At 36.6% G+C, this 22240-nt stretch carries 26 protein-coding genes; 12 read left to right on the top strand and 14 right to left on the bottom strand.

The annotated features are described in order from the left end of the window. The first annotated feature begins 201 nt into the window (after nt 1-201). From I6J03_RS15375 to I6J03_RS15365, 3 genes are all read left to right on the top strand, one after another. Complete coding sequence (locus tag I6J03_RS15375) at nt 202-1404, top strand: PIN domain-containing protein (RefSeq protein ID WP_003004684.1); 1203 nt, start codon at nt 202-204, stop codon at nt 1402-1404. Between the two features lie 380 nt (nt 1405-1784). Next, nucleotides 1785-2657: a helix-turn-helix domain-containing protein gene (locus I6J03_RS15370; protein ID WP_003004687.1), complete on the top strand. Its 873-nt coding sequence runs from the start codon at nt 1785-1787 to the stop codon at nt 2655-2657. Between the two features lie 123 nt (nt 2658-2780). Beyond that, the gene (locus I6J03_RS15365; protein WP_201693794.1) at nt 2781-4034 is read left to right on the top strand and encodes a TCR/Tet family MFS transporter; all 1254 of its coding nucleotides are present in this window, start codon (nt 2781-2783) and stop codon (nt 4032-4034) included. Nucleotides 4035-4380: 346 nt separating this feature from the next. On the opposite strand, the gene I6J03_RS22765 is transcribed toward I6J03_RS15365, so the two are convergent. Genes I6J03_RS22765 through I6J03_RS15355 form a run of 3 tightly spaced genes read right to left on the bottom strand, consistent with a single transcriptional unit; the run spans nt 4381 to nt 5372 of the window. Continuing rightward, on the bottom strand, nt 4381-4524 hold the full coding sequence (locus I6J03_RS22765; protein WP_003004693.1) for a hypothetical protein: 144 nt from the start codon (nt 4522-4524) through the stop codon (nt 4381-4383). Nucleotides 4525-4559: 35 nt separating this feature from the next. Next, on the bottom strand, nt 4560-5006 hold the full coding sequence (locus tag I6J03_RS15360) for an Imm25 family immunity protein (protein ID WP_003004697.1): 447 nt from the start codon (nt 5004-5006) through the stop codon (nt 4560-4562). 18 nt (nt 5007-5024) lie between these two features. Then, nucleotides 5025-5372, bottom strand: a complete 348-nt coding sequence (locus I6J03_RS15355) for a hypothetical protein (RefSeq protein WP_039989788.1) — start codon at nt 5370-5372, stop codon at nt 5025-5027. Nucleotides 5373-5634: 262 nt separating this feature from the next. Here I6J03_RS15355 and I6J03_RS15350 point away from each other — a divergent pair, with 262 nt between their 5' ends. Then, nucleotides 5635-6129 carry a cytidine deaminase gene (locus I6J03_RS15350; protein ID WP_003004702.1) on the top strand — a complete coding sequence of 165 codons (495 nt, stop codon included), beginning with the start codon at nt 5635-5637 and terminating at the stop codon, nt 6127-6129. A gap of 172 nt (nt 6130-6301) precedes the next feature. On the opposite strand, the gene I6J03_RS15345 is transcribed toward I6J03_RS15350, so the two are convergent. The 8 genes from I6J03_RS15345 to I6J03_RS15310 form a co-directional block, all read right to left on the bottom strand. Beyond that, a complete protein-coding gene (locus tag I6J03_RS15345) occupies nt 6302-7534 on the bottom strand; it encodes a M1 family aminopeptidase (RefSeq protein ID WP_003004705.1) in 1233 nt (410 codons plus the stop codon). A 296-nt stretch (nt 7535-7830) separates the two neighbouring features. Then, on the bottom strand, nt 7831-8745 hold the full coding sequence (locus I6J03_RS15340) for an NmrA family NAD(P)-binding protein (protein ID WP_003004706.1): 915 nt from the start codon (nt 8743-8745) through the stop codon (nt 7831-7833). Then, complete coding sequence (locus I6J03_RS15335) at nt 8732-9139, bottom strand: hypothetical protein (RefSeq protein WP_003004709.1); 408 nt, start codon at nt 9137-9139, stop codon at nt 8732-8734. The genes I6J03_RS15340 and I6J03_RS15335 overlap by 14 nt, the downstream gene beginning before the upstream one ends. A gap of 66 nt (nt 9140-9205) precedes the next feature. Then, entirely contained in the window at nt 9206-9619 is a 414-nt protein-coding gene (locus tag I6J03_RS15330) for a DUF2141 domain-containing protein (RefSeq protein ID WP_039989623.1), read from the bottom strand. A gap of 36 nt (nt 9620-9655) precedes the next feature. After that, on the bottom strand, nt 9656-10651 hold the full coding sequence (locus tag I6J03_RS15325; protein ID WP_003004715.1) for a DUF6268 family outer membrane beta-barrel protein: 996 nt from the start codon (nt 10649-10651) through the stop codon (nt 9656-9658). A 67-nt stretch (nt 10652-10718) separates the two neighbouring features. Beyond that, complete coding sequence (locus I6J03_RS15320) at nt 10719-11609, bottom strand: helix-turn-helix domain-containing protein (protein WP_003004719.1); 891 nt, start codon at nt 11607-11609, stop codon at nt 10719-10721. A 90-nt stretch (nt 11610-11699) separates the two neighbouring features. Continuing rightward, a complete protein-coding gene (locus I6J03_RS15315) occupies nt 11700-12200 on the bottom strand; it encodes a hypothetical protein (protein ID WP_003004722.1) in 501 nt (166 codons plus the stop codon). A gap of 77 nt (nt 12201-12277) precedes the next feature. Then, nucleotides 12278-12739, bottom strand: a complete 462-nt coding sequence (locus I6J03_RS15310; protein WP_157600394.1) for a hypothetical protein — start codon at nt 12737-12739, stop codon at nt 12278-12280. A 15-nt stretch (nt 12740-12754) separates the two neighbouring features. Here I6J03_RS15310 and I6J03_RS15305 point away from each other — a divergent pair, with 15 nt between their 5' ends. Continuing rightward, nucleotides 12755-12982 (top strand): hypothetical protein, encoded by a 228-nt coding sequence (locus tag I6J03_RS15305; protein ID WP_039989625.1) that lies wholly within the window; start codon nt 12755-12757, stop codon nt 12980-12982. 8 nt (nt 12983-12990) lie between these two features. Here I6J03_RS15305 and I6J03_RS15300 read toward each other — a convergent pair whose 3' ends face one another. Beyond that, on the bottom strand, nt 12991-13311 hold the full coding sequence (locus I6J03_RS15300; RefSeq protein WP_003004728.1) for a DUF4870 domain-containing protein: 321 nt from the start codon (nt 13309-13311) through the stop codon (nt 12991-12993). 243 nt (nt 13312-13554) lie between these two features. Between I6J03_RS15300 and I6J03_RS15295 the strand changes: the two genes are divergently transcribed. After that, the gene (locus tag I6J03_RS15295; protein WP_198137088.1) at nt 13555-14070 is read left to right on the top strand and encodes a hypothetical protein; all 516 of its coding nucleotides are present in this window, start codon (nt 13555-13557) and stop codon (nt 14068-14070) included. A 90-nt stretch (nt 14071-14160) separates the two neighbouring features. Next, complete coding sequence (locus tag I6J03_RS15290) at nt 14161-15402, top strand: helix-turn-helix transcriptional regulator (RefSeq protein WP_198137089.1); 1242 nt, start codon at nt 14161-14163, stop codon at nt 15400-15402. 225 nt (nt 15403-15627) lie between these two features. On the opposite strand, the gene I6J03_RS15285 is transcribed toward I6J03_RS15290, so the two are convergent. After that, nucleotides 15628-17889 carry a glycoside hydrolase family 16 protein gene (locus I6J03_RS15285; RefSeq protein ID WP_157600395.1) on the bottom strand — a complete coding sequence of 754 codons (2262 nt, stop codon included), beginning with the start codon at nt 17887-17889 and terminating at the stop codon, nt 15628-15630. A gap of 410 nt (nt 17890-18299) precedes the next feature. On the opposite strand from I6J03_RS15285, the gene I6J03_RS15280 reads away from it, so the two are divergent. Continuing rightward, on the top strand, nt 18300-18602 hold the full coding sequence (locus I6J03_RS15280) for a hypothetical protein (RefSeq protein WP_003004741.1): 303 nt from the start codon (nt 18300-18302) through the stop codon (nt 18600-18602). Nucleotides 18603-18621: 19 nt separating this feature from the next. Here the strand turns inward: I6J03_RS15280 and I6J03_RS15275 are convergent, their stop codons facing one another. Continuing rightward, nucleotides 18622-19017 carry a VOC family protein gene (locus I6J03_RS15275; RefSeq protein ID WP_003004744.1) on the bottom strand — a complete coding sequence of 132 codons (396 nt, stop codon included), beginning with the start codon at nt 19015-19017 and terminating at the stop codon, nt 18622-18624. Between the two features lie 191 nt (nt 19018-19208). On the opposite strand from I6J03_RS15275, the gene I6J03_RS15270 reads away from it, so the two are divergent. The 4 genes from I6J03_RS15270 to I6J03_RS15255 all read left to right on the top strand — a co-directional run bounded on the left by I6J03_RS15270 (nt 19209) and on the right by I6J03_RS15255 (nt 22235). Further along, nucleotides 19209-20045 (top strand): AraC family transcriptional regulator, encoded by an 837-nt coding sequence (locus I6J03_RS15270; RefSeq protein ID WP_003004747.1) that lies wholly within the window; start codon nt 19209-19211, stop codon nt 20043-20045. A 91-nt stretch (nt 20046-20136) separates the two neighbouring features. Then, nucleotides 20137-21249 (top strand): agmatine deiminase family protein, encoded by a 1113-nt coding sequence (locus I6J03_RS15265; RefSeq protein WP_232279642.1) that lies wholly within the window; start codon nt 20137-20139, stop codon nt 21247-21249. Between the two features lie 105 nt (nt 21250-21354). Continuing rightward, a complete protein-coding gene (locus tag I6J03_RS15260) occupies nt 21355-21690 on the top strand; it encodes a carboxypeptidase-like regulatory domain-containing protein (protein WP_232279643.1) in 336 nt (111 codons plus the stop codon). A gap of 104 nt (nt 21691-21794) precedes the next feature. Further along, a complete protein-coding gene (locus I6J03_RS15255; RefSeq protein WP_003004760.1) occupies nt 21795-22235 on the top strand; it encodes a hypothetical protein in 441 nt (146 codons plus the stop codon). Nucleotides 22236-22240: the final 5 nt, after the last annotated feature.

Genomic DNA, 22240 nt, shown 5'->3' with positions numbered 1-22240 from the left:
GTGGTTAAAGCGAAAAAATATATGTATTAAGGTTATTCATTTTAACCAAAATTTAAATAATTCAACAAAATAATTGCTTTAAAATTCCCAGTTAATCAATAAGCAGTTTTAAGGTGATAGAGAAGTATTTGATATTGATTAAATAACATGAAGCTTTATTATTTAAAAAAAACTATTTTGTAAAACAAAAACGCAATCGTAATGAAAGAAATGTTCAAATGGTATTTTCCATCAACTAAGAAGGAAATTGAAGATATATGGAAAAAAGGTATTTTAACAGTTGACACAAATGTTTTATTGGATTTATATCGATATCATTTAAATACTCGTCAGGCTTTATTATCATCTTTAAAGAAATTTAAGGGAAGGGCTTGGCTTTCTCATCAAGTAGCAGATGAATTCTTTAAAAATCGTAATAGTGTTATTTTATCTGCTGCTGGAGCATTTAATGAGGCAGAGAGACTGTTGCTGGAAGTTAAAAAATCCGTAGAAGAACCTCTTAAGAAGCTCAAAAACAGTCGTATCATTCCAGATGAATTAGAAGAAAATCTAGAGACGGCCATAAACGCAAGTATAAGTGGTGCAGAAGAATCATTAAAAAAAATTCGATCAGAATATCCTAACTATAAAGAAAATGATCCTATATTAAAAAGTATTTGCAATTTATTTGAGTCCAGTGTAGGTTTACCTTTTGAGAAGGAAATTTTGAATGAAGTTTTAAAAGAAGCAAAGCGTAGAAAAGAGAATAAAATCCCACCAGGATTTAAAGATTCAAATAAAGATGGTGATAGACCTTTTGGAGATTATATAATCTGGCGTCAAATTATTGAGCATGTAAAAGAATCGAAACAACCTTTAATATTTGTTACTTCAGAACAAAAAGAGGATTGGTGGGAAAAGTCTTCAGGTCAAATTACTGGTCCATTATATGAACTATTAAAAGAGTTTTATATGGAAACGGGACAACGTTTTTTATTTTATCGAACTGATAGGTTTTTGGAGTTTTCCAATGAAAGTTCAAGTTCACAGGCAAATATAGATGCAGTTGAAGAGATCAGAGAATTTGTCAGTCAGCGTCAACGCACCCGAGAGATTCCTTTGATAAAGGAGATTTATCAAGAACCATCTATAAACACCATAGATTCCGCAGTGGGAAAATTATCTGTTGAGTTACAAGAATCAACATTCAAATTTACCTGTAGTGGCCATTTCTATCCTAATCTATGCAGAGTTCCATCATTAAAAGTAAAATTAGTTAGTTGCCCTCCAGGAAGTCCAAGTCACGGCCTAAAAATTGGAGCAGGCACTACATTTGATTTTCACATTCATATCAAATCGACCGAAATTGGCTCATTACTACAGCCTGGGGAATATATTTTTGAATACGAAGCTAAAACAAATTAACATATTTTATAGCTTAAGCAGAAACTAGACTGCATCAATGAACAACGCTAATTATTAATTGCTTATATAAGCATTTATTTGTATATTGGTTGTAGCAATTGCAGCTAAAATGTATTAAAAAAAATGGTGAGCTATTCGGTGAGTAGATTTTAAAAGCACCTTTAAATACTATTAAACGCTGATATTTGGACAAGGTTCAAATCCCAGCGGGATCACAAAAAAGCAACTTCAAAAGAGTTGCTTTTTTTTGTTTCCCTCGGGATGAGTAGCCATTTATAATACTCCTCATCATTTGTAAATATCCCATTTTCAGACAGCAAAACTGCTGTTTTGTAGTTTATTTTAGTATTTTTTCAGCTTCGTTTTTTGGATATTTGTATATGGCTCTATTTATAACTTTAGATAATGTCTATGAATTGTATAATCTTGATCCTTCAAAAAAGACGGAAGGGATAATTGTTCTCAGTCAACGAAATGACCCAAAGAAGAAATATACAGCACATAGCCGCCTATTTGATGGTTTATTATTAGGCTTCATGATTAAAGGATCCATGAAATCGCAAATCCATTTTTTAGAGTATGAAATAAATGCGGGTGATATTGCTATTTTACAACCACAATTGATGATTGACACAAAATTATTGAGTGAAGATGCAGAAATAGTAACGATTGGTCTTTCTTTAGATTTTATTACAGAATTTCCTATTTTACGTGAGTTTGTAATGAACAATCAAATCAGATGGCACCCCATTATCAGACTTCAGCCCGAAGATATAAAGCTCCAGAATGAACTATTAACGCTTATACAAAATTTCTATCATAAAAATCCGAGTGCTAATAAATCCCAAATGCTACAGCATCTGGTTATGGTTCTGATTAGTATGATTTCTGAAGTATATTCTAATTCACCGAAGAACAAAAGCTTAGTAAAAAACCGCACACATGAGATTATTGACAATTTTTATCTGCTAATTTCAAAGCATGCTAACCAACAAAGAAGTGTTGCGTTTTATGCTGAAAAGCTACATTTAACACCACAATATCTTTCTACTTTCCTAAAACAGAAAACTGGAAAATCTGTATTACAGTGGATTGATCATATCACAATTCTGCATGCTAAAACATTATTAAAATCTTCTAATTTATCAATTAAGGAAATTTGTAATGAACTTCATTTTGAAGAAACAAGTGTCTTTAGCAGATACTTTAAAAGAATAGCAGGAGTTTCACCAAAAACTTATAGAAACGAATAATAATTTAATTTACTTATGTATCTAAGCTATTTACTGATCGCTGCGAATTATTAGCTTTCAAATTGTACTTAAACTCCATTAAATTGTCAATCCTTTGTTTTTATCTCTGTTTAGTTTTACAGCATGAAAAAAACAGGTAAAAAAGCAGCAGTTGGCTTTATATTTATCACTTTGCTGATTGATATTACAGGTTGGGGAATTATACTTCCTGTAGTCCCTAAACTTATTGGAGAGCTTATTCATAGTGATATTACTGAAGCGGCGACCTATGGGGGTTGGTTGGGTTTTGCTTATGCTTTCACTCAGTTCATATTTTCACCAATCGTCGGCAATCTTAGTGACCAGTACGGAAGACGTCCTATCCTATTAATTTCGCTCCTGGGATTTGCATTAGATTACCTGTTACTTGCAGTAGCCCCTTCTTTGGGTTGGTTATTTGCCGGGCGAATCATTGCGGGGCTCACTGGAGCCAGTATCTCAACGGCAAGTGCTTATATTGCCGATGTGTCTACGGATGAGACCAGAACTAAGAATTTTGGATTAATCGGTGCTGCATTTGGTTTGGGATTCATTATAGGACCAGTAATTGGAGGGCTACTAGGCCACTATGGCGCCAGAATTCCCTTTTATGTGGCATCTGTTTTATGTTTATTGAACTTTCTATATGGGTATTTCATTCTTCCTGAGAGCTTGGATCAAAACAAAAGGCGACCCTTTGATTGGAGACGTGCAAATCCCATCGGATCACTGAAGTTTTTAGCAAAGCATCCAAAAATTTCGAGTTTAGTGATTGCTTTAATATTAGTATATATCGGGCTTCAAGCTGTACAAAGTAACTGGCATTTCTTTACGATGTATCAATTTAATTGGTCAGAAAGAACCGTAGGTTTATCGTTAGGGGTACTTGGGCTTCTGCTGGGATTTGTTCAAGGTGTTTTAATAAGATGGACAGCACCTAAATTAGGTGAGCAAACAAGCATATATTCCGGATTGATTTTTTACGCACTAGGTTTATTACTATTTTCTTTTGCAAATGAAGGTTGGATGATGCTGATGTTTCTTATTCCTTATTCATTGGGTGGCATCTGCGGGCCTTCACTTCAGTCGATGATTAGCAAAAGTATTTCTTCCAATCAGCAGGGTGAACTTCAGGGAGCATTAACAAGTCTGATAAGTGCAACTTCAATTATTGGGCCGCCTATTATGACCCATCTTTTTTACTATTTTACCCACGATAAAGCTCCGTTTAAATTTTCAGGGGCTCCTTTTTTCTTGGCTTCTGTTTTGATGATTTTAAGTGCAGTTATCATACATTATACAGCAAAAAAAACAAATCTTCAAATAAAAAATATCCCGAAATCTAAAACAAAAGATTAGAGAATACATTTTAAAAATCGTCAACAGGATATAAACCTGCATAATAAATAACAAATCACTATTAATCAATAACATAAATTCAAAACACACGCTAAATCCATAAAAAATTGGTTCGATGTTACAACCAAGGAGTTAACCAAAAGAAAAGTTAATCTTGCGATTAGCTTTTCTTGTTTAATAGTATCAGTATTCGAAAGAAGGGTTGGAATCAACTATAAAATTGTGGACTCAATAAATAATTTGATTAGTCTGAACAGGAAAAAATAATATCTCCAAAACCTCTAAACCGACTTCTCCGTGCTGTTTCCTTTACATGAAATGACTGTACCGAAGCGTTGGTACAGGTTTAGAGGGAATAAATATAACACAGTTCCCAGATCTTATCCTGTGTAGCTTTAAGCCCTAGCTGATCGAAAAATACTTTTTTATCTGAGGAGAGAGTTGCAAATTCATTTTCGATCAAAGCCTGACATTTTTTCTTATCCTTCATTACACTTTTATCGTTACCGCCAGCTTCTCTGACTTTTAAAAAGAAAGGAAGAAGATACTGCGTATAAACCTCATATCGACGTTCTTTATTGAAGGATGGTTTAGCTCATTTTGGACATCCTTCAAAAGAGTTTTCAGAATGTCCCTTTCAATAAGTGTGATAATTCTAGATTCACAATTTCGAAAAAATAGCGGATCCGATACCTGAGTGTAACCGATCTGTATTTTGATATTTGCGGATAGGTTCTCTAAACCATCGTCCGGTCTGTTTATCGGACCTACCCATAATGTCGTTTCTAAAGAGCCGTCAGTTTTATACACACGGGCTATAACATAACAATAATAAATATCCTTTACATTTTTGCTCAAGGAAATAAGATTAGGATACCACAGCTTCTCAGGACAAGAGAAACCAAAGTCGTTAATAAGGTTCCCAAATTCGGCAACCACAGAACGGAAATCATCAGTATTTTTTTCTTTCATTCTATTTATCCTCGTACCCTATTTAACGCCATTCGTTTTTATAAAATCCGTCAGTTTTTTATTAATAAAACTCAGATCATCGGCGGCCTTATCCTTGTCTTTATTTCTGTTATAGCGTGCAGTCCATGGTCTGAAAAATTTCAGTCCTAGTGGAGTGAGGTCTCCAACGGTTATTTGTGAATCATCAGTAGCCTTTTCACCGGCTTTCAAAGTAGTGCAAGTAGTAAAACCATTGTCCTGCAGAAAATGTACCTGATTTTCAAAGAAACAGTATTGCCTTTGGATATATTCCTCCGTTAATGGCGGAGTGGATTTTATTTGTGTTACCCAGCCGATTCTGTTGATTACCCGATCTTTATTTTTCATCTGTTTCACTATTATTTTACGGACATCTTCATCTGAATAAATATAACAATAATGCAGACACAATACTCATATTTAAGTATTTACAAAACCCAAACACTCTTTAGCTCGGGTTTCATCAGCTTACCTACACATCTATATATTTCAGTAGCCGGGCAATCAAAATCTAGTATAACATCATATTTATTTGAATAATCCAATAAATTACCCTAATTTGTTTGCCCGATATTAAAATTATCGGGGATATTTTAGTAAAGACATTAAGATGAGATCGATCGATTTAAATATAACTTACGAGCATTACGCCAATATTGAAGAGTTAAGCGAAATAGACAAAAATTTATGTGAGATGGCCGAGAAGGCGCTGGAAAGTTCTTACTCTCCTTATTCCAAATTTAGAGTAGGTACAGCCATTAAGCTTGAATCAGGTGAGACTTTTTTAGGCAGTAATCAGGAAAATGTAGCTTATCCCTCAGGGTTATGTGCCGAGCGGGTTGCGCTTTTTTCAATTGGAGTAATGCATCCTGATGGAGTAATAGAAAGTATGGCTATTACTGCTCAAACAAATGCTTTTGAAATTACCAAACCCATAACTTCTTGCGGAGCCTGCCTACAGGTAATGGCCGAATTTGAAATGAAACAGAACAGACCTATTCAGGTGTTGTTTTATTGTCTTAATGGTGAAGTTTTGAAAGTTAACGGAATTAAAAGCCTGTTGCCATTTGTTTTTGTTGAGGATAGATTGGTAGCTAGTCTTTAAAGCATTTAATTTCTGAGATGAATCTTGTGGATTCTAGAACCCATATAATTAGTAATTTACTATCAATTATGTTGCTACAGCCCGTGCTTTTATCTGGTCATACCTTATCATTTAGTGATCTCCGACCCTTTCTGATCCATGAGACTGAAACAACCGTTTTCAGTTATGGTATTTAATAGATTTCATTTTCTAATATTTTCACGGACTTTTCATCAGCATAGTGTTTTAACAATTCTATTAATTTTTCTGTGGTGGAGATTTTGTCTTTGTAGACCTTCTTCAAGAATTGCAGCATTTTTTCCTCTCCAATATTTTTTTCCAATTGATATAACATATAGGGTCCTTTAAAATAAGCAACCGAGTGCCAGTCAGTATCTCCCGTTTTCGTCTTTGAAACTTTTACAGGCTTTTTGTATGCATCTTCATATTTTTTCAGTTGTTTCTGAAATATTTCATCGGAGAGCGTTTTCTCCATCCATTTCAAAGTGGAAAATTCTGCAAAAGATTCATTTAGCCAGTCTTCCCAGACACCAGTCTTTGCATTTTGCCACCATAGGTGTGCTATTTCGTGTGCCAGGACTTTTCTATCGACAAGACCATAATTATCCAGTAATGATAATGAAATAAATCCTCTTCTTGCATAAGACATATCATGCCCAAAGGGATTTACTGTCACAATGAGGTTGTCGGTGGCACTTTTGCCAAATCTGCTTTCATAAAAATTGTACATTTCAAGGGACGTTTCCTGAATTTCCTCAATCTTTTCAGCAGGAAGCTGTACACTGAAAAATTCTATTTTATTATTACGGGTACTGAATCTCTGGAACTTTCCGGAAAGTACAACAGGAATGTCAAAGTGATTGCTGGTATTGGTAATTATGGTATTTAAGCCCTTTTTTCTAACCACTCCATTGCCAATAATATCGTAATTTTCGGGGACTTTAAAATTCAACTGATACGAGTAGTTTTTGTCATCAATATTTACAGGAAACCAACCTGTATAAAGGCTTAATTCGATCCAGTTGGGATTATAAGTAAATATTTTACTCTCAATCTTGTCCAGAGGATATGTATATACGATATTCAGGACAAATTTTTTGGGAAATGTGTTTTTAATACGGACCTTTTTCAGATCTTCTACAACACCTTCAATTGTATATTCTACAGACTTGTTCCCGAACCGGAGCTGTTTAATATCCGCATTCTTATTGAGATAGAAGTCAAGCTCATTTTTATCTCCATTCAGATAACTGATATTAAAAGCAGCATTGATACTTTTTAGAGAATCTAAAGAAACGTTACCTTCATAATGAGTAATTTTTTGTGCTTTACTAATATGCGTAATCAGAATACAGACTGGTAGCAGTAGTATAGACAGTATATTGGTTTTGACTAAATTTTTCATTACATGATAATTTGAGGACTTCATATCAGGTATTACATTTTACTATATGACGTCAAAAAACGTAAAAACGTTGCAAAGTTCAGAAACCGGTTCTTCAAAATCACAGGCAGTTGGTCAAATGATCCGGGTTAGTCTTTTTGTTACGAAAGATACAATATGTATCGTAAATCAATTCATATTTTCATTCTTTAAGTTGCTTTTAATAAATCACTTCAAATCAATTATCTGAAAGCCTGGGATTGCCGGTTAGAGTTTTAAATAAGAAAAGCTCAATCTTAAGATTGAGCTTTTCTTATTTATATCAACAACTTCCAGAAAGGTTTTCTTTTAAAAAGATGTCTGTATTCCTGGAGGTATTCATCCATAATACGAGGTTTTCTTAAAATTAAGTTGGTGATCGTATCGCACTCAGGTTCCGGAATATGAAGAGCCAGATTATCCAGTTCTACAATATGGCTGGCTAACCATTCAGGCAATTTTGCTTTTCTGGTTAACTGACTAAAGAATTCATCCGGTGTAATATTTACATATTCGATTTTACGTCCGGTTACAAGAGACAATTTGCCGGCTATTTCTATATTAGTAATAGCCTGAGGGCCTGCCAGAATAACGGATTTCTCCTTTACTTGTTCCGAGGTTAACAAATAATGGATCGCTACCGTTGCCACATCTCTGCTATCAATATAATTTCTCTTCGCCTCTCCTAATGCTCCGTAAATTTTACCAAAATATTGAATGGTAAATGTATTGCGTTCCCAATTCTGCATAAACGAATGGGGTCTCAGGCAACAGAATTCATCCATGTTCTGCACAAGGTAATCATCAATTATACTATGCCACTGACTCACCTCGACATGAGCAGCCGGCTGAACGACCGGAGCAGACAACTTCACTATCCTTTTGACGCCGCTTTGTTTGGCTGCATCTATTATATTTATTTCATATTGCACCTGATGTGGTGATGTTGCTGTCAGGAGAAACAAAGCATCTGCTCCGATACAAGCTTTTTGAAGCTGTTCTATTGAATTCAGGTCAGCGCTTACATACGTTATATTTGAAGTCCGGGAGTCTGTCCGTACTGGATATGTCCGTTCAGGATGTCTGAGCACCCCTCTTACTATGCAGTCATGCTCTGTTAATTGATGCATCACTTCACTTCCAACTGTACCTGTGCATCCAAAAACAACTATAGTTGGTCTAATTTTTTTCATCTTTATAATTTTTCACGTGTTGACGGGTCGTTAATATGACTGCTCCCAGGAAAGCTGAAAACGTGATGTTAAAACATTCCGATGGCAGGTTGAGTAGGGATGTACAAAATATCCCCAGGCTGATCATCAAAAAGACAACGAGAAGGGATCTTATCAGTTTGTTTTGCGCTAAGATCTGTCTCGACTCAAATTGCCACAGTATAATAAAGCTCAATAGCGTTGACAATAAGGAAGACAGACCTATAGTCGTATAGCTTGCCCTCATAAGTTCTGTTTTTTGAAGAAAATAACCAGACAAAAAAGACATCAGTGCCGGGAATACATAAGAAGGTACAGCCGCAGCGACCAATTCACGTAAATTGAAAGCGGAAGGAAGATAATCTCTATTTCTCATAATGTATTATTTTATAAGAACCGGAAAACTTTCTGAATTGAGCCGTAATCCGGTTCGGAATAGTATTTAATAAAGTTTAATCGTTTGAATCACATGATCACGGTCTACCGTTATCGAGCAATCCTTAAAACCGGGTTTTGCAGATGGTTTGAAATTATTTCCATAGCCAACAGGTTCCTGCGGAATACCAAACCAATCTTGTTTTAATTTCTTATTGTCATCCTTATCCTGAAAAACAGTAATGGCGTAGATACCTTTCTTGGGCAAATCAATAACGAATGTCAGGTTTGAATCATCTGCTTTAAGTGTTTTACTCAGGAAGACTTTCTTCAGGAAATCTTCTTTTTTATCATAAATATTCAATACGACCGTGCCTTTACCCGGTTCAACATTCATAACATTGATACTCAATTTTGCCTGTTGCGCCCTCGCCATAACTGAAGCACACAGGAGAAGAGCTGTAAAAATTGTTGTTTTCATGATTTTCAATGGATTATTTTAATGGATTTAAATTATTTATCTCCTACCAATACGATAAGTCAATGCTGCTTTTCCGTATGCCATATTAGAAATAGAGAACTTATTCACAGTTTTTTGGTTAGTGTCGTACAGTTCGTAACTGTTCAAAAGTCCCATTCCTCCCTGTGCCTGCAACCAGAGCCCTCCTATCAGCCGTTGATGTATCTGCAATCCGCCATGAATCGTGGAGAACTGAGCATAATCTATCTCTCTGTCGTTATAACCGCGATAATTTTTCAGGTTAAACCGTGTCCAGTCTATGGAGCCTGCCAAACCGACCTGCGTATTCGAACTTACATTATAAAGCACATTTAACCGGGGCCAGTAAAATTGTGCCAACCATTTATTGTTAGTACTGCGATAATCAACAGTTATTCCCGGCGTAATCAATGTCTCTCCGAAAGAATACAGTGCATGAACGCCAAATCCTATCTCAAGATTTGATTCAGAACCAAATTTTTTGGATACCCCAAGTATACCGTCCAAAATCAGATCATCAAACGAGACGGACTTTTCTCCAGCAAGGGTTGGCATAGCTATCGCCATGACAGACCATTTACGCGAAATGGGGTGTTGGATAATTATGGTTGATTTAATTTCCTGAATCCTTCCGATACGATTTGGATCAGCGATCGTATTGTCATCATAATTGAAGTCCATCAACCGATAATTAAGGTTAGTAAAAATGCTTGTTTTACCAATATTAACAGGAGGAACCGACAACCATGCATCATAGGTATTCAGTTGAAACTTGTTTGCTGAACTTAAACTTTCGGAAGGAAAATCTTTAAAATCAGCTTTATTATGACTCGTAACTGCAATTCCACCAATATCCTGAATAAGCTGGCTGTAACTGTTATTTATAAAGAAGATAGAAAATAAAGCGACCAAATACAGACGTGCACATTTGATCAACGCTTTATACTTACCATGAGGGGTGACCGAAAGCCTGCTGCCGCTATCACCGTTTTTAATAACTATTAATGTTTTCATTTTTCTTTGAATTTATTAATACAAAGATGGCCTGAAAACTAACAGTGCTTTAAAACGAAATCACGTTTTACTCGGACAAATCCTGCATAAAAGCAATCCGATATTCCGATGGAGTTACTCCGGTTATTTTTTTAAAGAGGCGTCCAAAATAGCTGGGGTCACCATAATTGAGTTCAAAAGCAATTTCGGAAATGCTTTTGGTCAGATCCTGCAATAACAGCTGGCTTTGCAGGATACTTACTTTGTTGATCCATTCTTTCGGACTTTCACCGATAGTTTCACTTACACATCTATGGAGGTAGTTTTCAGATACAGATAGCGTAGCGGCATAAAATCTGATGGTCTTATGTTCCAGATAGTGCTTGTATACCAGTTCCTTAAAATTAAAAGTAACCTCAGCACTTCGGTTCATATTTTTATTCAACTCCTTACTGGAAGTAAATATCTTCTGCAGTCCTGCCTGAAAAAGTGAATAGCAGATTCCCAGATTTGGATTGGGGTGATAAAGCTCGGTACTCAACAACTCAAATAATGAGTTAAGCCATACACTGCTTTCCTCCGGTAACTGAACAACCACATTGGCTGAAAAAAGCTTAATAAGTTCCTGTTTGGATAACAGCTGATTAAGCGTCTGATCTTCAAATAGAATCATAAATCCTGAAGCATCCGGACTCACCTCTCTTAAAGAGGTTACATTCCCCTGTCTGACAAACAAGATCTCATTTTCTTTCAGGGATACCAGATTAGCATCTACCTGCTGTTTGGCGCTTCCTCTGGTAATATGAACAATAAAATTGAATTCCGGCCTGTGTAACGGTGTAGGCACTTTAATAAAACCTGATGTTTTTGCTATATCGTGTATCTGAATAGGCGTTCTTAAAATCGCAAATTCAGTCGACATTTCTGACATAAACTGCCCTATGAAATCTGTCGGAGTTATTCTCTTTATTTTACTCACAGCACAAAGTTAAAAGCGTATATCAAATGGATTATAATCTTACAACAATAAAAAACAGCAATTTAGGACTAATATAGGATTTTGTTGTTTTTAGGATTCCAGTAAATGCATTAATGGGTCTAATATTTCTTCTTCAAATTCCATTGACTCTCTTTCACAGACCTTTCGTTTACTATAATTCGGACTGATTTTATAATTCTTTAAAAACTGTTTCTTTTTAATACCCAGACTATAATGCCAGCATCCCGAATCTGCATTTATAAAAATCACAGCCTCATCAAACTTCATCAGCTTTCGTCTGCCAAAAGGAGGGTTTTCGCGATAGACAACCCGATTGTATCTGTCAAAAATGTACCGCACATGCAAACGAAAAAGTATATCATATAAGCCATGAAGTATAAAATAGATGATTATGGATAAACATAAGATCCTGCCGCCATCCCCAAGTTGCTGTACAAACAAATTCAGCACGACAACAGTTATCATAACTGCTACAGCATAACACAACAATGAGGATACAATTCTGCGGTTAGGCTGCAGGGAGATACTGTCAGATGTATCCTCAAATCTAAGTTTATCTCTGATGCTCATTACTTATTATTCAGCATAACTATTTATTCAGCATAACTATTACAGAATATATTCTCATCATTTTTTCTACGCTGTTTTTATTGATTTAAGACTTCTTCCAGTTCGTTGTACAGTTGCTGTATCTTTTTCTTACTTAGTGAAGAGGCCAGCTCAAAGCGCCTCGTTTTATCAGCAGATCTGAATCTCACATACAAAGTGACGTGGATCGGTATTCCGAAAATCCATTTTATAACATATATTTCTAACCTTTCAATCTCCGAAAAGCTATAGAGCAAAGGGGCCTGTCCCCTTACTCCTGTATCAATTTTAAACTTTCTCTCCTGAGGAAATATTCTGGTTTTGGATAGTCTTATTAATACCAGTACCAGCATCAGCGAAGTTAAAACTATAATGCTGACACCTGTTTTGAAGTGGTCGCTATAGATAATTATTGCTGCTCCGATAAGCCACCAGGCTACGATAATAATATGAAAAAAAGAAATAAAACTTTTCAGTTTATAACTATTACCGTCCTGTATGAGATACTTGTATGCTTGCATTATTATACTGTTTTTATGATATTTCCTGATGTACAAGATCTGTTTATCCAGAAACTGCTTCATGAATTAGAATTTTCAATATCCGCAAAAGGAACTGCTTCCTGGGATAAAAACAGTCCCGATTGCCGGATAATGGTCTGGCTGTTTGAGTCAATCACTACACTGCTGAAACATCCATTTATAAAACTGAATCTGTCTGAAAGCTTCCTTAATCCGGTTTTACCTGCTCAGATTTCTCCTTAAAGAAAGGTTTATCCGATAAAAGCGAATTTATTTTCAAAGAAACTACCAATAAACGGAAGTGGTTTTTTAGCCCCGTTTGAAGCATTGATCGCTCCGATAATAAGAAGTACCAGTGAAATAACACTGATATAGCTTAACGCATAGATATGCGTAATACTCATGAAGATCTGCAGTACAATACTCAATGCGAAAGAAAAAACGATCAAGCCAAGTCCCTGTTTCAAATGATACCTTGCAGAATCGTCTGCCTTTTCTTTCCCTGCAAAATAAGCGATCAGCCATCCGATTAAAGTAATGTACGATAGGATTGAAATTGTTTTGTTGTCCATAATAATGTATTTGATTACGTTTAAATTCTGTTTTGAAATTCGTTGAGTCAAAGTTGCACCTATTCCGACAAAAAATTTGTTTTGGAATTCCTACAAAACAGCTACTACAACAAAAACAGGCAACTACAAAACGACTACAGAATAAAACAACAACCTAAAGATCAACAAATTAAATATCAACTGATTATTTCGAAACCTGCGCAAATCATTGCTGTGTGTCTACAATTTTTGTACTTTAACAGCATGAAAATCAGGTTTTGTTTTCTATTTATAATTGTACTTTGTGCGGGGACCTACTGTACTGCACAAAATCTGCTGACAGACAGCCTGCAAAACAGGTTGAAAGGGAATGCTGTTTCTGTTACCGAAAAATTCAGAATTTACAACGAACTTATTGAGCTGTACCGGATAAATGACAATTATCCTTTAGCAGAAACAACTGTACAGCAGCAACTCCTCTTAGCAAAGAATACAAGTAATGAGACAGAACAAGTAAAAGCGCTGGTCCAAAAAGGAGTAATTACACTCAATAAATCAGAATATGATAAGTTTCAGACGGATCTGGATGCAGCGGAGAGAGCCGCAAAGAGAGCCGGTACTCCAATAGCAAAGCTTTATGCCAGCTATCTCCGCATATATTATTACAACACACTGGGAGAATATGAGAATGCCATAAAACTGACTCAGGTCCTATTACCCGAAATAGAAAAACAGCCTGATGAAGTTCTGCTAAAGGCCAAACTCAATTATATTTTATAAGGAATTTATTCAGAATGGAACGATGCAGAAAATGCAACCTTATATGCAAAAAAAGCAATAGCGCTCTCTGAAATGTCCGGGCATAAAAATATGTTGAGCTCAGCATACTCTGCATTAGCAGTATGCTATGCATATAAATATGAGAAAACAGGAGATATCAAAGATCTGGATGCTGTGATTGAAATGTGTCAAAAGGCGGTAGCACTATACCATCGTTTTCCGGGACATATTTCGGATTATACCTATTCTTTATCTTTACTGAACCTGGCTAATTATAATCTGATGTACCCGGTTATAAAGCCTGCAGTTCGCAGGGAAATTGAAAGCGCCTCTAATGAAATACTCCAACTTACCCGGCAAATATCCAACAGTCAGCCTCTTCAGGCAGGTGCTCTTGGTATTTTGAGCAATCTGGCTATGAAAGACAACAATGTGCTGCTCTCCGAACAGTATTTACTTAAGGCAGAAGCTATTGCGGTGACTCAAAGACCCGTTTATTATTATACACTGCTGAATATTGTAAGCGATCTGGCAAAGCTGTATGCGGATCAGAAAAACTTCCGGAAAGCTTATGAATATCAATCCAAAACAACGGAATACAACAGCCTGCTGTATAATGAAAATCAGGCTGCTACCGCAAAAAAACTGGAAGCACAGTATCAGGCGCAAAAAAGAGAAGCAGAATTTCAGACATTAACAGAGAAGACCGCAAGCCTTAAGCGTGAAAAATTACTGTATATAGGATTAGGTGTCATTGGATTAATTGGAGCATTTTTTATGTTTCGTTCCTATCATTTCAAACTGCGTTTTTCGTTAGAAAGTGAGAAAAAACTGATCACCGAAAAACATGAGGCAGAAATTCAGTTTAAACTGGAGCAAGAAGAGAAAGCAAGACTAAAAGCAGAACAGGAACTGCTTACATTGAAACAACAGCAACTTCAGCGCGAAGCACTGGCAAATCAACTTCATTTACAGCATAAAAACGAAGTACTTCAACAACTGGAAAACAGATTATCCGATAAAGATATTAATATCCGGCAGGTAGTCAAAGAAGAGTACCGTATGGACCACGAATTTGAAAAGGCCAAATTCAGTTTACAGGAGCTGCATCCGGATTTTTTTAAGAATCTCAATGAAAGAGCCAGTCATAAACTGACAAATCTTGATTTTAAATATTGTGCTTATCTCTACCTTGGCATGGAAACCAAACAAATTGCCCATTTGCTCAATGTAGAGCCCAAAAGTGTACGTATGACTAAGTATCGTCTCAAACAGAAGTTTAACCTGGATTCGGAGACAGATCTTACAGTTTACCTTAAGAATATTGTTTAAAAGATCTGAAATCTATCTTTTACACTCGCTTCTACCTTTCTGAATACGGCTGGTTGGGTAAACTATATTTTTAGTATTCTATTCTCTTTTATTTTATTTTATAAAAAGGTACAGATAAGAATCATTAGGATGTTGGTCAGTTTGATTACTCATACAGTGTAAAGAATATAATAAGAACCTGCTGATAAAACCCAGGATATATCTATCAGCAGGTCGTAATGTTAATTATGGATTCCTAACAGATATTATAAAATCCTGGGTCGTTGTTCTATCCACCTGACCACATGGACCGGGATCAACATTCCAGGCATCATAAAAGCGAACACGCATACGGGTCTTTCCGGTTTTTGCTGTTGATGGTACAGTTATATTACTGCTGATATTGAGTACAGTTGCACTATTGTCCTGAGATGCATTACCAAGTGATAGTACAGTCTCTCCGACACTGATAAAATCGCCATTGCCATTCCAGTCTACATATACCTTGATCCGGGACCATTTAGTATTAGATGTATTATTCATTTTTAATGTGAAAGAAGTTCCTTTTGAAACCACAATACTGTCAGCAGAATAATAATTGTATCCGTTAGCCGGTTGTACGTTGTTTATATAGGCTATATTACGGACAGCATTTGTAGTACTTAGTGAAGTAATATAACGATCCGCTGCATTTATTCCACCTGAGGCCGTACAATATTCTGCTCCTTTTACAGATATTACAAAATCCTGTGTAGTCGTATAATTTACATCTCCGCAGGGTCCCGGATCTGAATTCCAGGCGTCGTAAAAGCGAACACGCATACGTGTTTTCCCCACTTTTGCTGTTGCCGGCACAGTTATATTACTGCTGACATTAAGTACAGTAGAACTATTATCCTGTGATGCATTACCTAGCGCTAACACATCTTCACCTGCACTCACAAAGTCACCGTTGCCATTCCAGTCCACATATACTTTGACTCTTGACCATTTTGTATCAGGGGTATTATTCATTTTTAGGGTAAATGATCCCCCAGGTGAGACAATAATGCTGTCTGCCGAATAGTAATTATACCCATTGACTGGCTTGACATTATTTGTGTATGAGATATTACGGATGGCATTTATAGTGCTTAACGAAGAAATATAACGATCAGAAGTAACCGCCGTTCCACCTGAAGCAGAACAGTATCCTGTACTATTCATTCCGCCGTTTCCACCTTTAGTAAGTGCTATATTATCCAATGTAATCACACTGGAACCAATATTTGTAAAAGTGAGTTTCACGATCTTCAGATCAGTACCGTACATCGGTTCTGTTTTCAGATCCATGACATCATTGACAAATGTAGATCCTGCTGTTGATGCTTTTGTAAATGTACTGGTTGCGGTCCCCACTACAGGTGTAATATTCTCTGCTCTGACCACCATATCACCGACTCCCTGTAACCAGTATTTTAACTGATAATTGGTATTATTGTCTAAGTAAACATATTGTGTGATATACTGTCCGGCAGCTAATCTTGCAGCGGCTGTGCCTGAATATTTTGTGGTCGTACTTAATGTTGCTGTACCTTCCCAAGGCAGCATATTTGTATTTATATCGAAGCCCGGATTGGGTAGTTCATTACCTCCTGTAAGCGGCCAGCGATATCCTCTGATGTAATCAACTTCCATCTTTCCGTTATGATAAGCTCCCAGAAGTACATTCATAAAATGATTAGGGGGATATATGTTGCTTTTATTACTGTAAGTTTTGATATGATTTCCATTAATGTAATGACTCACGATGCCTGGCCCCCATAATACGCCATGAGTAACCCAGTTATCAATATGAGTGTACCCGTTAGCAACATGAGTTACGAGATTTCCTTGAAATGATCCTGTTGACGAGACATTTCCATGCATTACGAATTGCGCATTTAAAAGCTCAAACACATCAATTTCAAACAGTTGACCCCGGGGCCTTATACCTGTCGCTCCAAAAGCTGTATTCCCAGTCTCCATATAGCGTTTCGCATCAGGACCCGGAGCATCCAGCCAAAAAGCTGTATTGGGATTCTGTCCATTGGGGTCTATCTTACCCCTTTTCACCCGAACTTCAAAATAACCGCCATGGCTATTATCCAGTTTATTCTGATCGCTCCCCCAGTCGTATGTCTGAATAGAAGAAATGCGACCATCTCCCAATAGAATAATAGAACTGTCTGTGAAATTCATAATAGGTTGGGGGCGTGAATTCAGTACAACATTCCAAACTGGTCCGTCACATGTTGAATAGTAATCCGTAAACCATTTGGTTCGGTCTAGTTGCCCGGCATTAAATTCATCCTGCCAGAAAAGTTCCATACCCTGCGGTACGGCTCCGGAACTGGGAATACCAGCGGTAGTCAACTCTAAATCCAGCTTCGGTTGTAAGATATTTTTTTGACAAGCCGTCATAAACAACGTCGTGATACAGACACAACTGACAAGAATAAAACCCGGGTTGATTCGTCTTTTTTTCATAAATTTTTGGTTTTTTAATTAATGTATAGTGTGAATTAGTGTGTTCAATTTTTGTACTCACGATTTTGCATTCAATAACATTTCATTAAGATTTACGAACCCTATGAAACTAAAAGATTCCATCCTTAGAATATAATTCTATTCAACCAACAAGATTATCTGCAAAAAAAAGGCAATAAATTGCGAAAAACAAAATTTAGGAATCGAACATATATTAACCCCTAATCAAGTGTGATTACACGAAAGTTACAAATTATTTTTTACTGGCTTAAAAAAAACAACAAATTACTGGTAGTTAAAAAATCAAATAAAAACAATTATCGCAAACGAATTAATTTCAAATTACATACGGCAGGTGCTTTTTACAGATATATAAATAAAATCGGCTATTTTTAAATAGTACATCAAAAATGAAAAGGATTAACAAAATCATACAACACAGTATAACTACATTGCTTGTCTTTGTTGGCATATGCCTGCTCAGCTACCATGATGACACACACAATGACGGCAGCCTTTCATTTGGATTTCCTTTAATGATTTATCAGAAATCAGTATATGTAATGTCCCTATCAACAGGAATGATTGGTGAGTCAACTCAATTCTCTGCCTATGCGCTGATATGGGATATTACTGTTGCAGGTATTATTACCCTGCTCATTTTTCTTTCCTACAGATTTATAAAACAAAGAAAGAATAAAACTTCAAAATAAACAGGGAGGCTGCAGGTCGTCACATTCCCGTCTCCATTAACAGGATATTAAACCTGTGACCGTCAGGATCTGCAAAGGTAAAACCATAATAACTAGAATCATCCCGGCTCATTTCATTAAAAACAGTACCTCCGGCTTGTTTAACTCTATCCGACCACGCCTTCACTTCCGATGCCGTTTCAGCAGAAAGTGTGAATATAATCTCACTGTTTTTTATTTCAGGAGACAGGTAGGTATCTATTTGTGAGCCCTGTTCAAAAAAATGAATAACGAAGTCATTTTCCCCGAAGAGAAAACTGACGAGTTGAGGATTATTACTAAACTTATTGGCAGTAAAACCCAAATGTGTATAAAATTCGCGGGTGCGGTTTACATCTTTAACGCTAAAGTTTGCCCATATTTTTTTCGCTTTCATATACTTGGATTTATGATCAGGTAATATTATACAAAGACGCTATCAGATATTAAATCTCAATGAAATTAGAACAACAAATACCGTATTTTGTTTACATAGATAGGTCAATGATATGGAGATAATTGCGCACATTCTGGTATTTCAAAACTCAGTTTGATTCCGGTATATTTGATAGATAATATAAAATCCGGATGAAACAGGATATTTCTTCAAATCTAAACTGTGTGTATAACACATTGAGCTTTATAGAAAAAAACTATGATCAGCTTATTTCTATTGAGCAGCTGGAAGATATTTCCCATTATTCATACAGAAATATTCAGCGGATATTCCGCTACACCTGTGGGGAAACTATCGGTGCTTACCAGAAAAGGTTGCGCGTAGAAAATGCATATAAAATATTGCTCTACAGCGATCATAGTATTTCTGCAATTGCTTTAAAGGTAGGATTTTCAAATGTAGCATCTTTTTCAAAGGCCTTTAAACAACATTTTTTAATCTCTCCGAAGGAAGCCAGAGCCGGGAAGACCCCCCTGTTTATGAAAGCCGATATTTTACCGGTCGAAGCGACACAGATTCTCCAGCCGCAGATTATATATGTCCGTCCTACAACAGTTTATTACAGAAGTTCCTTTATCAATTATATAGATACAGAGATCGAATCACAGTGGGATACATTCCTGCAAAACGAATTTCCTGAACAGGGAAATGACTTTTATGGAATTGTTGCTGACGAACCGCTTATCAGAGAAAATCTAAACTGCAGATACGATACCTGCTCATCGTTGCAGTCGTTGACAAGCAGGCTCCCTTCCAAGACAATTGGAGGAGGGAAATATGCACAGTTTACCCATTATGGCAGATATGAAACCATCGAAGACACCTACAGCCAGATATATTCCGGCTGGATACTGACAGCAGGACTCCGGTTCAGTCATACCCCTGTTATCGAAAAATATACCAGACACCCGGACAACACAGACTCCGTTGAAGAGCAGATAACCTACATATGGTTACCCTTAGATTAAAAAAATAAGGTTGTCAATTTTGGACAACAATCTGTTTTGTAAGGCTCGTAGCTTTGCCTTAACAAAATTTATAACATTAATGATGTACAAAATGGCAATCACACTAATGATCTTATCCACCCTATTTCTATCCTGCTCAAAAGAAAGCAGCACGACGAATCCGGTTTCTCCTGTTGATTCTACAGTCCTGTACCGAATGCCTGAAGAATCCGCTTTACATGAAGGCACCTGGCTGCAATGGCCACACGAATACCAATATGGAAAGACTTTCTGCGACAGGCTGGATGAAACCTGGGTCGCTATGACCAAAGCGCTTGTAAACAGTGAAAAAGTACATATCATCGTGTATGACAATACCGAACTGGAAAGAGTCAGCGCATTACTAAAGAAAGCCCAGGTCTCTCTTACTCATGTGGAGTTTACAATAGCACGTACCGACGATGTATGGATTCGTGACAATGGACCGATCTATGTAAAAGATGACAATGGGAAACTCCTCGTTGAAGACTGGGGATTCAATGGTTGGGGAGAAAAAGCGGAGTATGAAAATTGCGATCGTATCCCGGCACAACTCACCTCTAATCAACATGTACAAACTATCAATCTCAATGAGGTGATGGTCAATGAAGGTGGAAGCATAGAGATTGATGGCAACGGCACTTTAATGGCCTGTAAGAGCTCGATCCTCAATGAAAACAGGAATCCCGGCATGACACAGCAACAGGCTGAAACTATCTTTACCAAATATCTGGGCGCTACACATTTTATCTGGCTGGAGGGAGAAGCAGGACTCGATATCACGGACATGCATATTGACGGATTTGCCAGATTTGCCGACAAGTCTACTATTATCACAATGGCAGATGATGATCTTTTATACTGGCAGGTTCCGGAGCATGACATCACGACATTATATAATGCCGTTAACAAGGATGGTCGGCCTTACAATTTTGTAAATGTACCACTTACTAAAAATGATGTAACAACGACATATGGTAAAAATGTCGGAAAAGCTTCCTATATCAATTATTACATTGGCAACACTGTAGTACTCGTACCTAACTATAACGATCCTAATGATGCAGTCGCCAATGCTATTATTCAAAAGCTTTATCCGGGAAGAAGAGTTATCGGAATAGACTGTCGCAATTTATTTGCAAATGGCGGGATGGTACATTGTGTCACACAGCAACAACCAAAATAGATCCGGATTATTCTGAACATCAACAATCATACTGCAATATCCCTAAAAACAGTGATGTATACGTATAACGATATCTGTATTTTTATATATTCAATGCATTACATTATGAAAAGATATTATACAGCTCTTCTTCTGACATTATCCCTGTCATCCTGTGACATGATGGTTAGGGTCAGCGGAATTGTAACCGATGCTCAGACAGGAAAACCTCTTCCTGAGGTTGAATATGTAATTGTCAACAGCAGAAAGGGCAGTATACCATACCTTACAGATTCCATAGGTCAGTTTGAGTTTTATGAAATAAGAAGCGGATTTATCGGCACCAGCAAAATGGTAAAACTAAATTTTCAGAAAGATCATTATCAGAAACAGACTGTTATATTGAAAGCCGGTGATCATCAGGTGGTTGTTAAATTAAAAAGGGAAGACCCATCGCATTAGACCTTCCCAATTTAAAAAAACACTTATGCTCAGAATAGAACCTTCAATTGACCAATAAAATTTATTAATTTTAGTCAAACATTGACCCTAAAGCTGTAGATAGCATGATCGTTCGGATCCGATATATATTTTTATTACTTGTCTGTATTTCGCAGACTGCATATGCTCAGCATAAAACTGATATAGCGAATTCAAAAAAGATATATGAGGGTATATGGAGAGACAATGCCAACAACCGTAACATAAGCATTTCCTACGATTCCACTTTAACTTATGTCCTGATTAATGACTGGACCGGAGGAATGGAAACAATAAAAGACAGATCTCTTGCTGAAAATACAGATGCATATAAAGCCTTTATCAAAGGCGGTAAACTTATTATGCCTGCAGAAAATGATGATCATCATGCACCCTATTGCGAAATATCTGTTTCTGTTGATAAACTCCTTATCTATGAATGTAACGGTATGCTCAACTTTACAGACAACTTCTTAAAAAAATCAGAAAGCACAAATACATATATATTCAAACGAATCCGAGACTAAAATAC

This window comes from Sphingobacterium spiritivorum, from assembly GCF_016724845.1.
GTDB classification, from domain to species: domain Bacteria; phylum Bacteroidota; class Bacteroidia; order Sphingobacteriales; family Sphingobacteriaceae; genus Sphingobacterium; species Sphingobacterium spiritivorum_A.
Note: the sequence above shows the minus strand (reverse complement) of the source record. Positions and strands in the feature narration are given on the sequence as shown.

Bases quoted from the DNA above. Each gene is read 5' to 3' on its own strand.
- I6J03_RS15375 (WP_003004684.1), top strand. From the start codon at position 202: ATGAAAGAAATGTTCAAATGGTATTTTCCATCAACTAAGAAGGAAATT.
- I6J03_RS15370 (WP_003004687.1), top strand. From the start codon at position 1,785: ATGGCTCTATTTATAACTTTAGATAATGTCTATGAATTGTATAATCTT.
- I6J03_RS15365 (WP_201693794.1), top strand. From the start codon at position 2,781: ATGAAAAAAACAGGTAAAAAAGCAGCAGTTGGCTTTATATTTATCACT.
- I6J03_RS22765 (WP_003004693.1), bottom strand. From the start codon at position 4,524: ATGAAGGATAAGAAAAAATGTCAGGCTTTGATCGAAAATGAATTTGCA.
- I6J03_RS15360 (WP_003004697.1), bottom strand. From the start codon at position 5,006: ATGAAAGAAAAAAATACTGATGATTTCCGTTCTGTGGTTGCCGAATTT.
- I6J03_RS15355 (WP_039989788.1), bottom strand. From the start codon at position 5,372: ATGAAAAATAAAGATCGGGTAATCAACAGAATCGGCTGGGTAACACAA.
- I6J03_RS15350 (WP_003004702.1), top strand. From the start codon at position 5,635: ATGAGATCGATCGATTTAAATATAACTTACGAGCATTACGCCAATATT.
- I6J03_RS15345 (WP_003004705.1), bottom strand. From the start codon at position 7,534: ATGAAAAATTTAGTCAAAACCAATATACTGTCTATACTACTGCTACCA.
- I6J03_RS15340 (WP_003004706.1), bottom strand. From the start codon at position 8,745: ATGAAAAAAATTAGACCAACTATAGTTGTTTTTGGATGCACAGGTACA.
- I6J03_RS15335 (WP_003004709.1), bottom strand. From the start codon at position 9,139: ATGAGAAATAGAGATTATCTTCCTTCCGCTTTCAATTTACGTGAATTG.
- I6J03_RS15330 (WP_039989623.1), bottom strand. From the start codon at position 9,619: ATGAAAACAACAATTTTTACAGCTCTTCTCCTGTGTGCTTCAGTTATG.
- I6J03_RS15325 (WP_003004715.1), bottom strand. From the start codon at position 10,651: ATGAAAACATTAATAGTTATTAAAAACGGTGATAGCGGCAGCAGGCTT.
- I6J03_RS15315 (WP_003004722.1), bottom strand. From the start codon at position 12,200: ATGAGCATCAGAGATAAACTTAGATTTGAGGATACATCTGACAGTATC.
- I6J03_RS15310 (WP_157600394.1), bottom strand. From the start codon at position 12,739: ATGCAAGCATACAAGTATCTCATACAGGACGGTAATAGTTATAAACTG.
- I6J03_RS15305 (WP_039989625.1), top strand. From the start codon at position 12,755: ATGATATTTCCTGATGTACAAGATCTGTTTATCCAGAAACTGCTTCAT.
- I6J03_RS15300 (WP_003004728.1), bottom strand. From the start codon at position 13,311: ATGGACAACAAAACAATTTCAATCCTATCGTACATTACTTTAATCGGA.
- I6J03_RS15295 (WP_198137088.1), top strand. From the start codon at position 13,555: ATGAAAATCAGGTTTTGTTTTCTATTTATAATTGTACTTTGTGCGGGG.
- I6J03_RS15290 (WP_198137089.1), top strand. From the start codon at position 14,161: ATGTTGAGCTCAGCATACTCTGCATTAGCAGTATGCTATGCATATAAA.
- I6J03_RS15285 (WP_157600395.1), bottom strand. From the start codon at position 17,889: ATGAAAAAAAGACGAATCAACCCGGGTTTTATTCTTGTCAGTTGTGTC.
- I6J03_RS15280 (WP_003004741.1), top strand. From the start codon at position 18,300: ATGAAAAGGATTAACAAAATCATACAACACAGTATAACTACATTGCTT.
- I6J03_RS15275 (WP_003004744.1), bottom strand. From the start codon at position 19,017: ATGAAAGCGAAAAAAATATGGGCAAACTTTAGCGTTAAAGATGTAAAC.
- I6J03_RS15270 (WP_003004747.1), top strand. From the start codon at position 19,209: ATGAAACAGGATATTTCTTCAAATCTAAACTGTGTGTATAACACATTG.
- I6J03_RS15265 (WP_232279642.1), top strand. From the start codon at position 20,137: ATGGCAATCACACTAATGATCTTATCCACCCTATTTCTATCCTGCTCA.
- I6J03_RS15260 (WP_232279643.1), top strand. From the start codon at position 21,355: ATGAAAAGATATTATACAGCTCTTCTTCTGACATTATCCCTGTCATCC.
- I6J03_RS15255 (WP_003004760.1), top strand. From the start codon at position 21,795: ATGATCGTTCGGATCCGATATATATTTTTATTACTTGTCTGTATTTCG.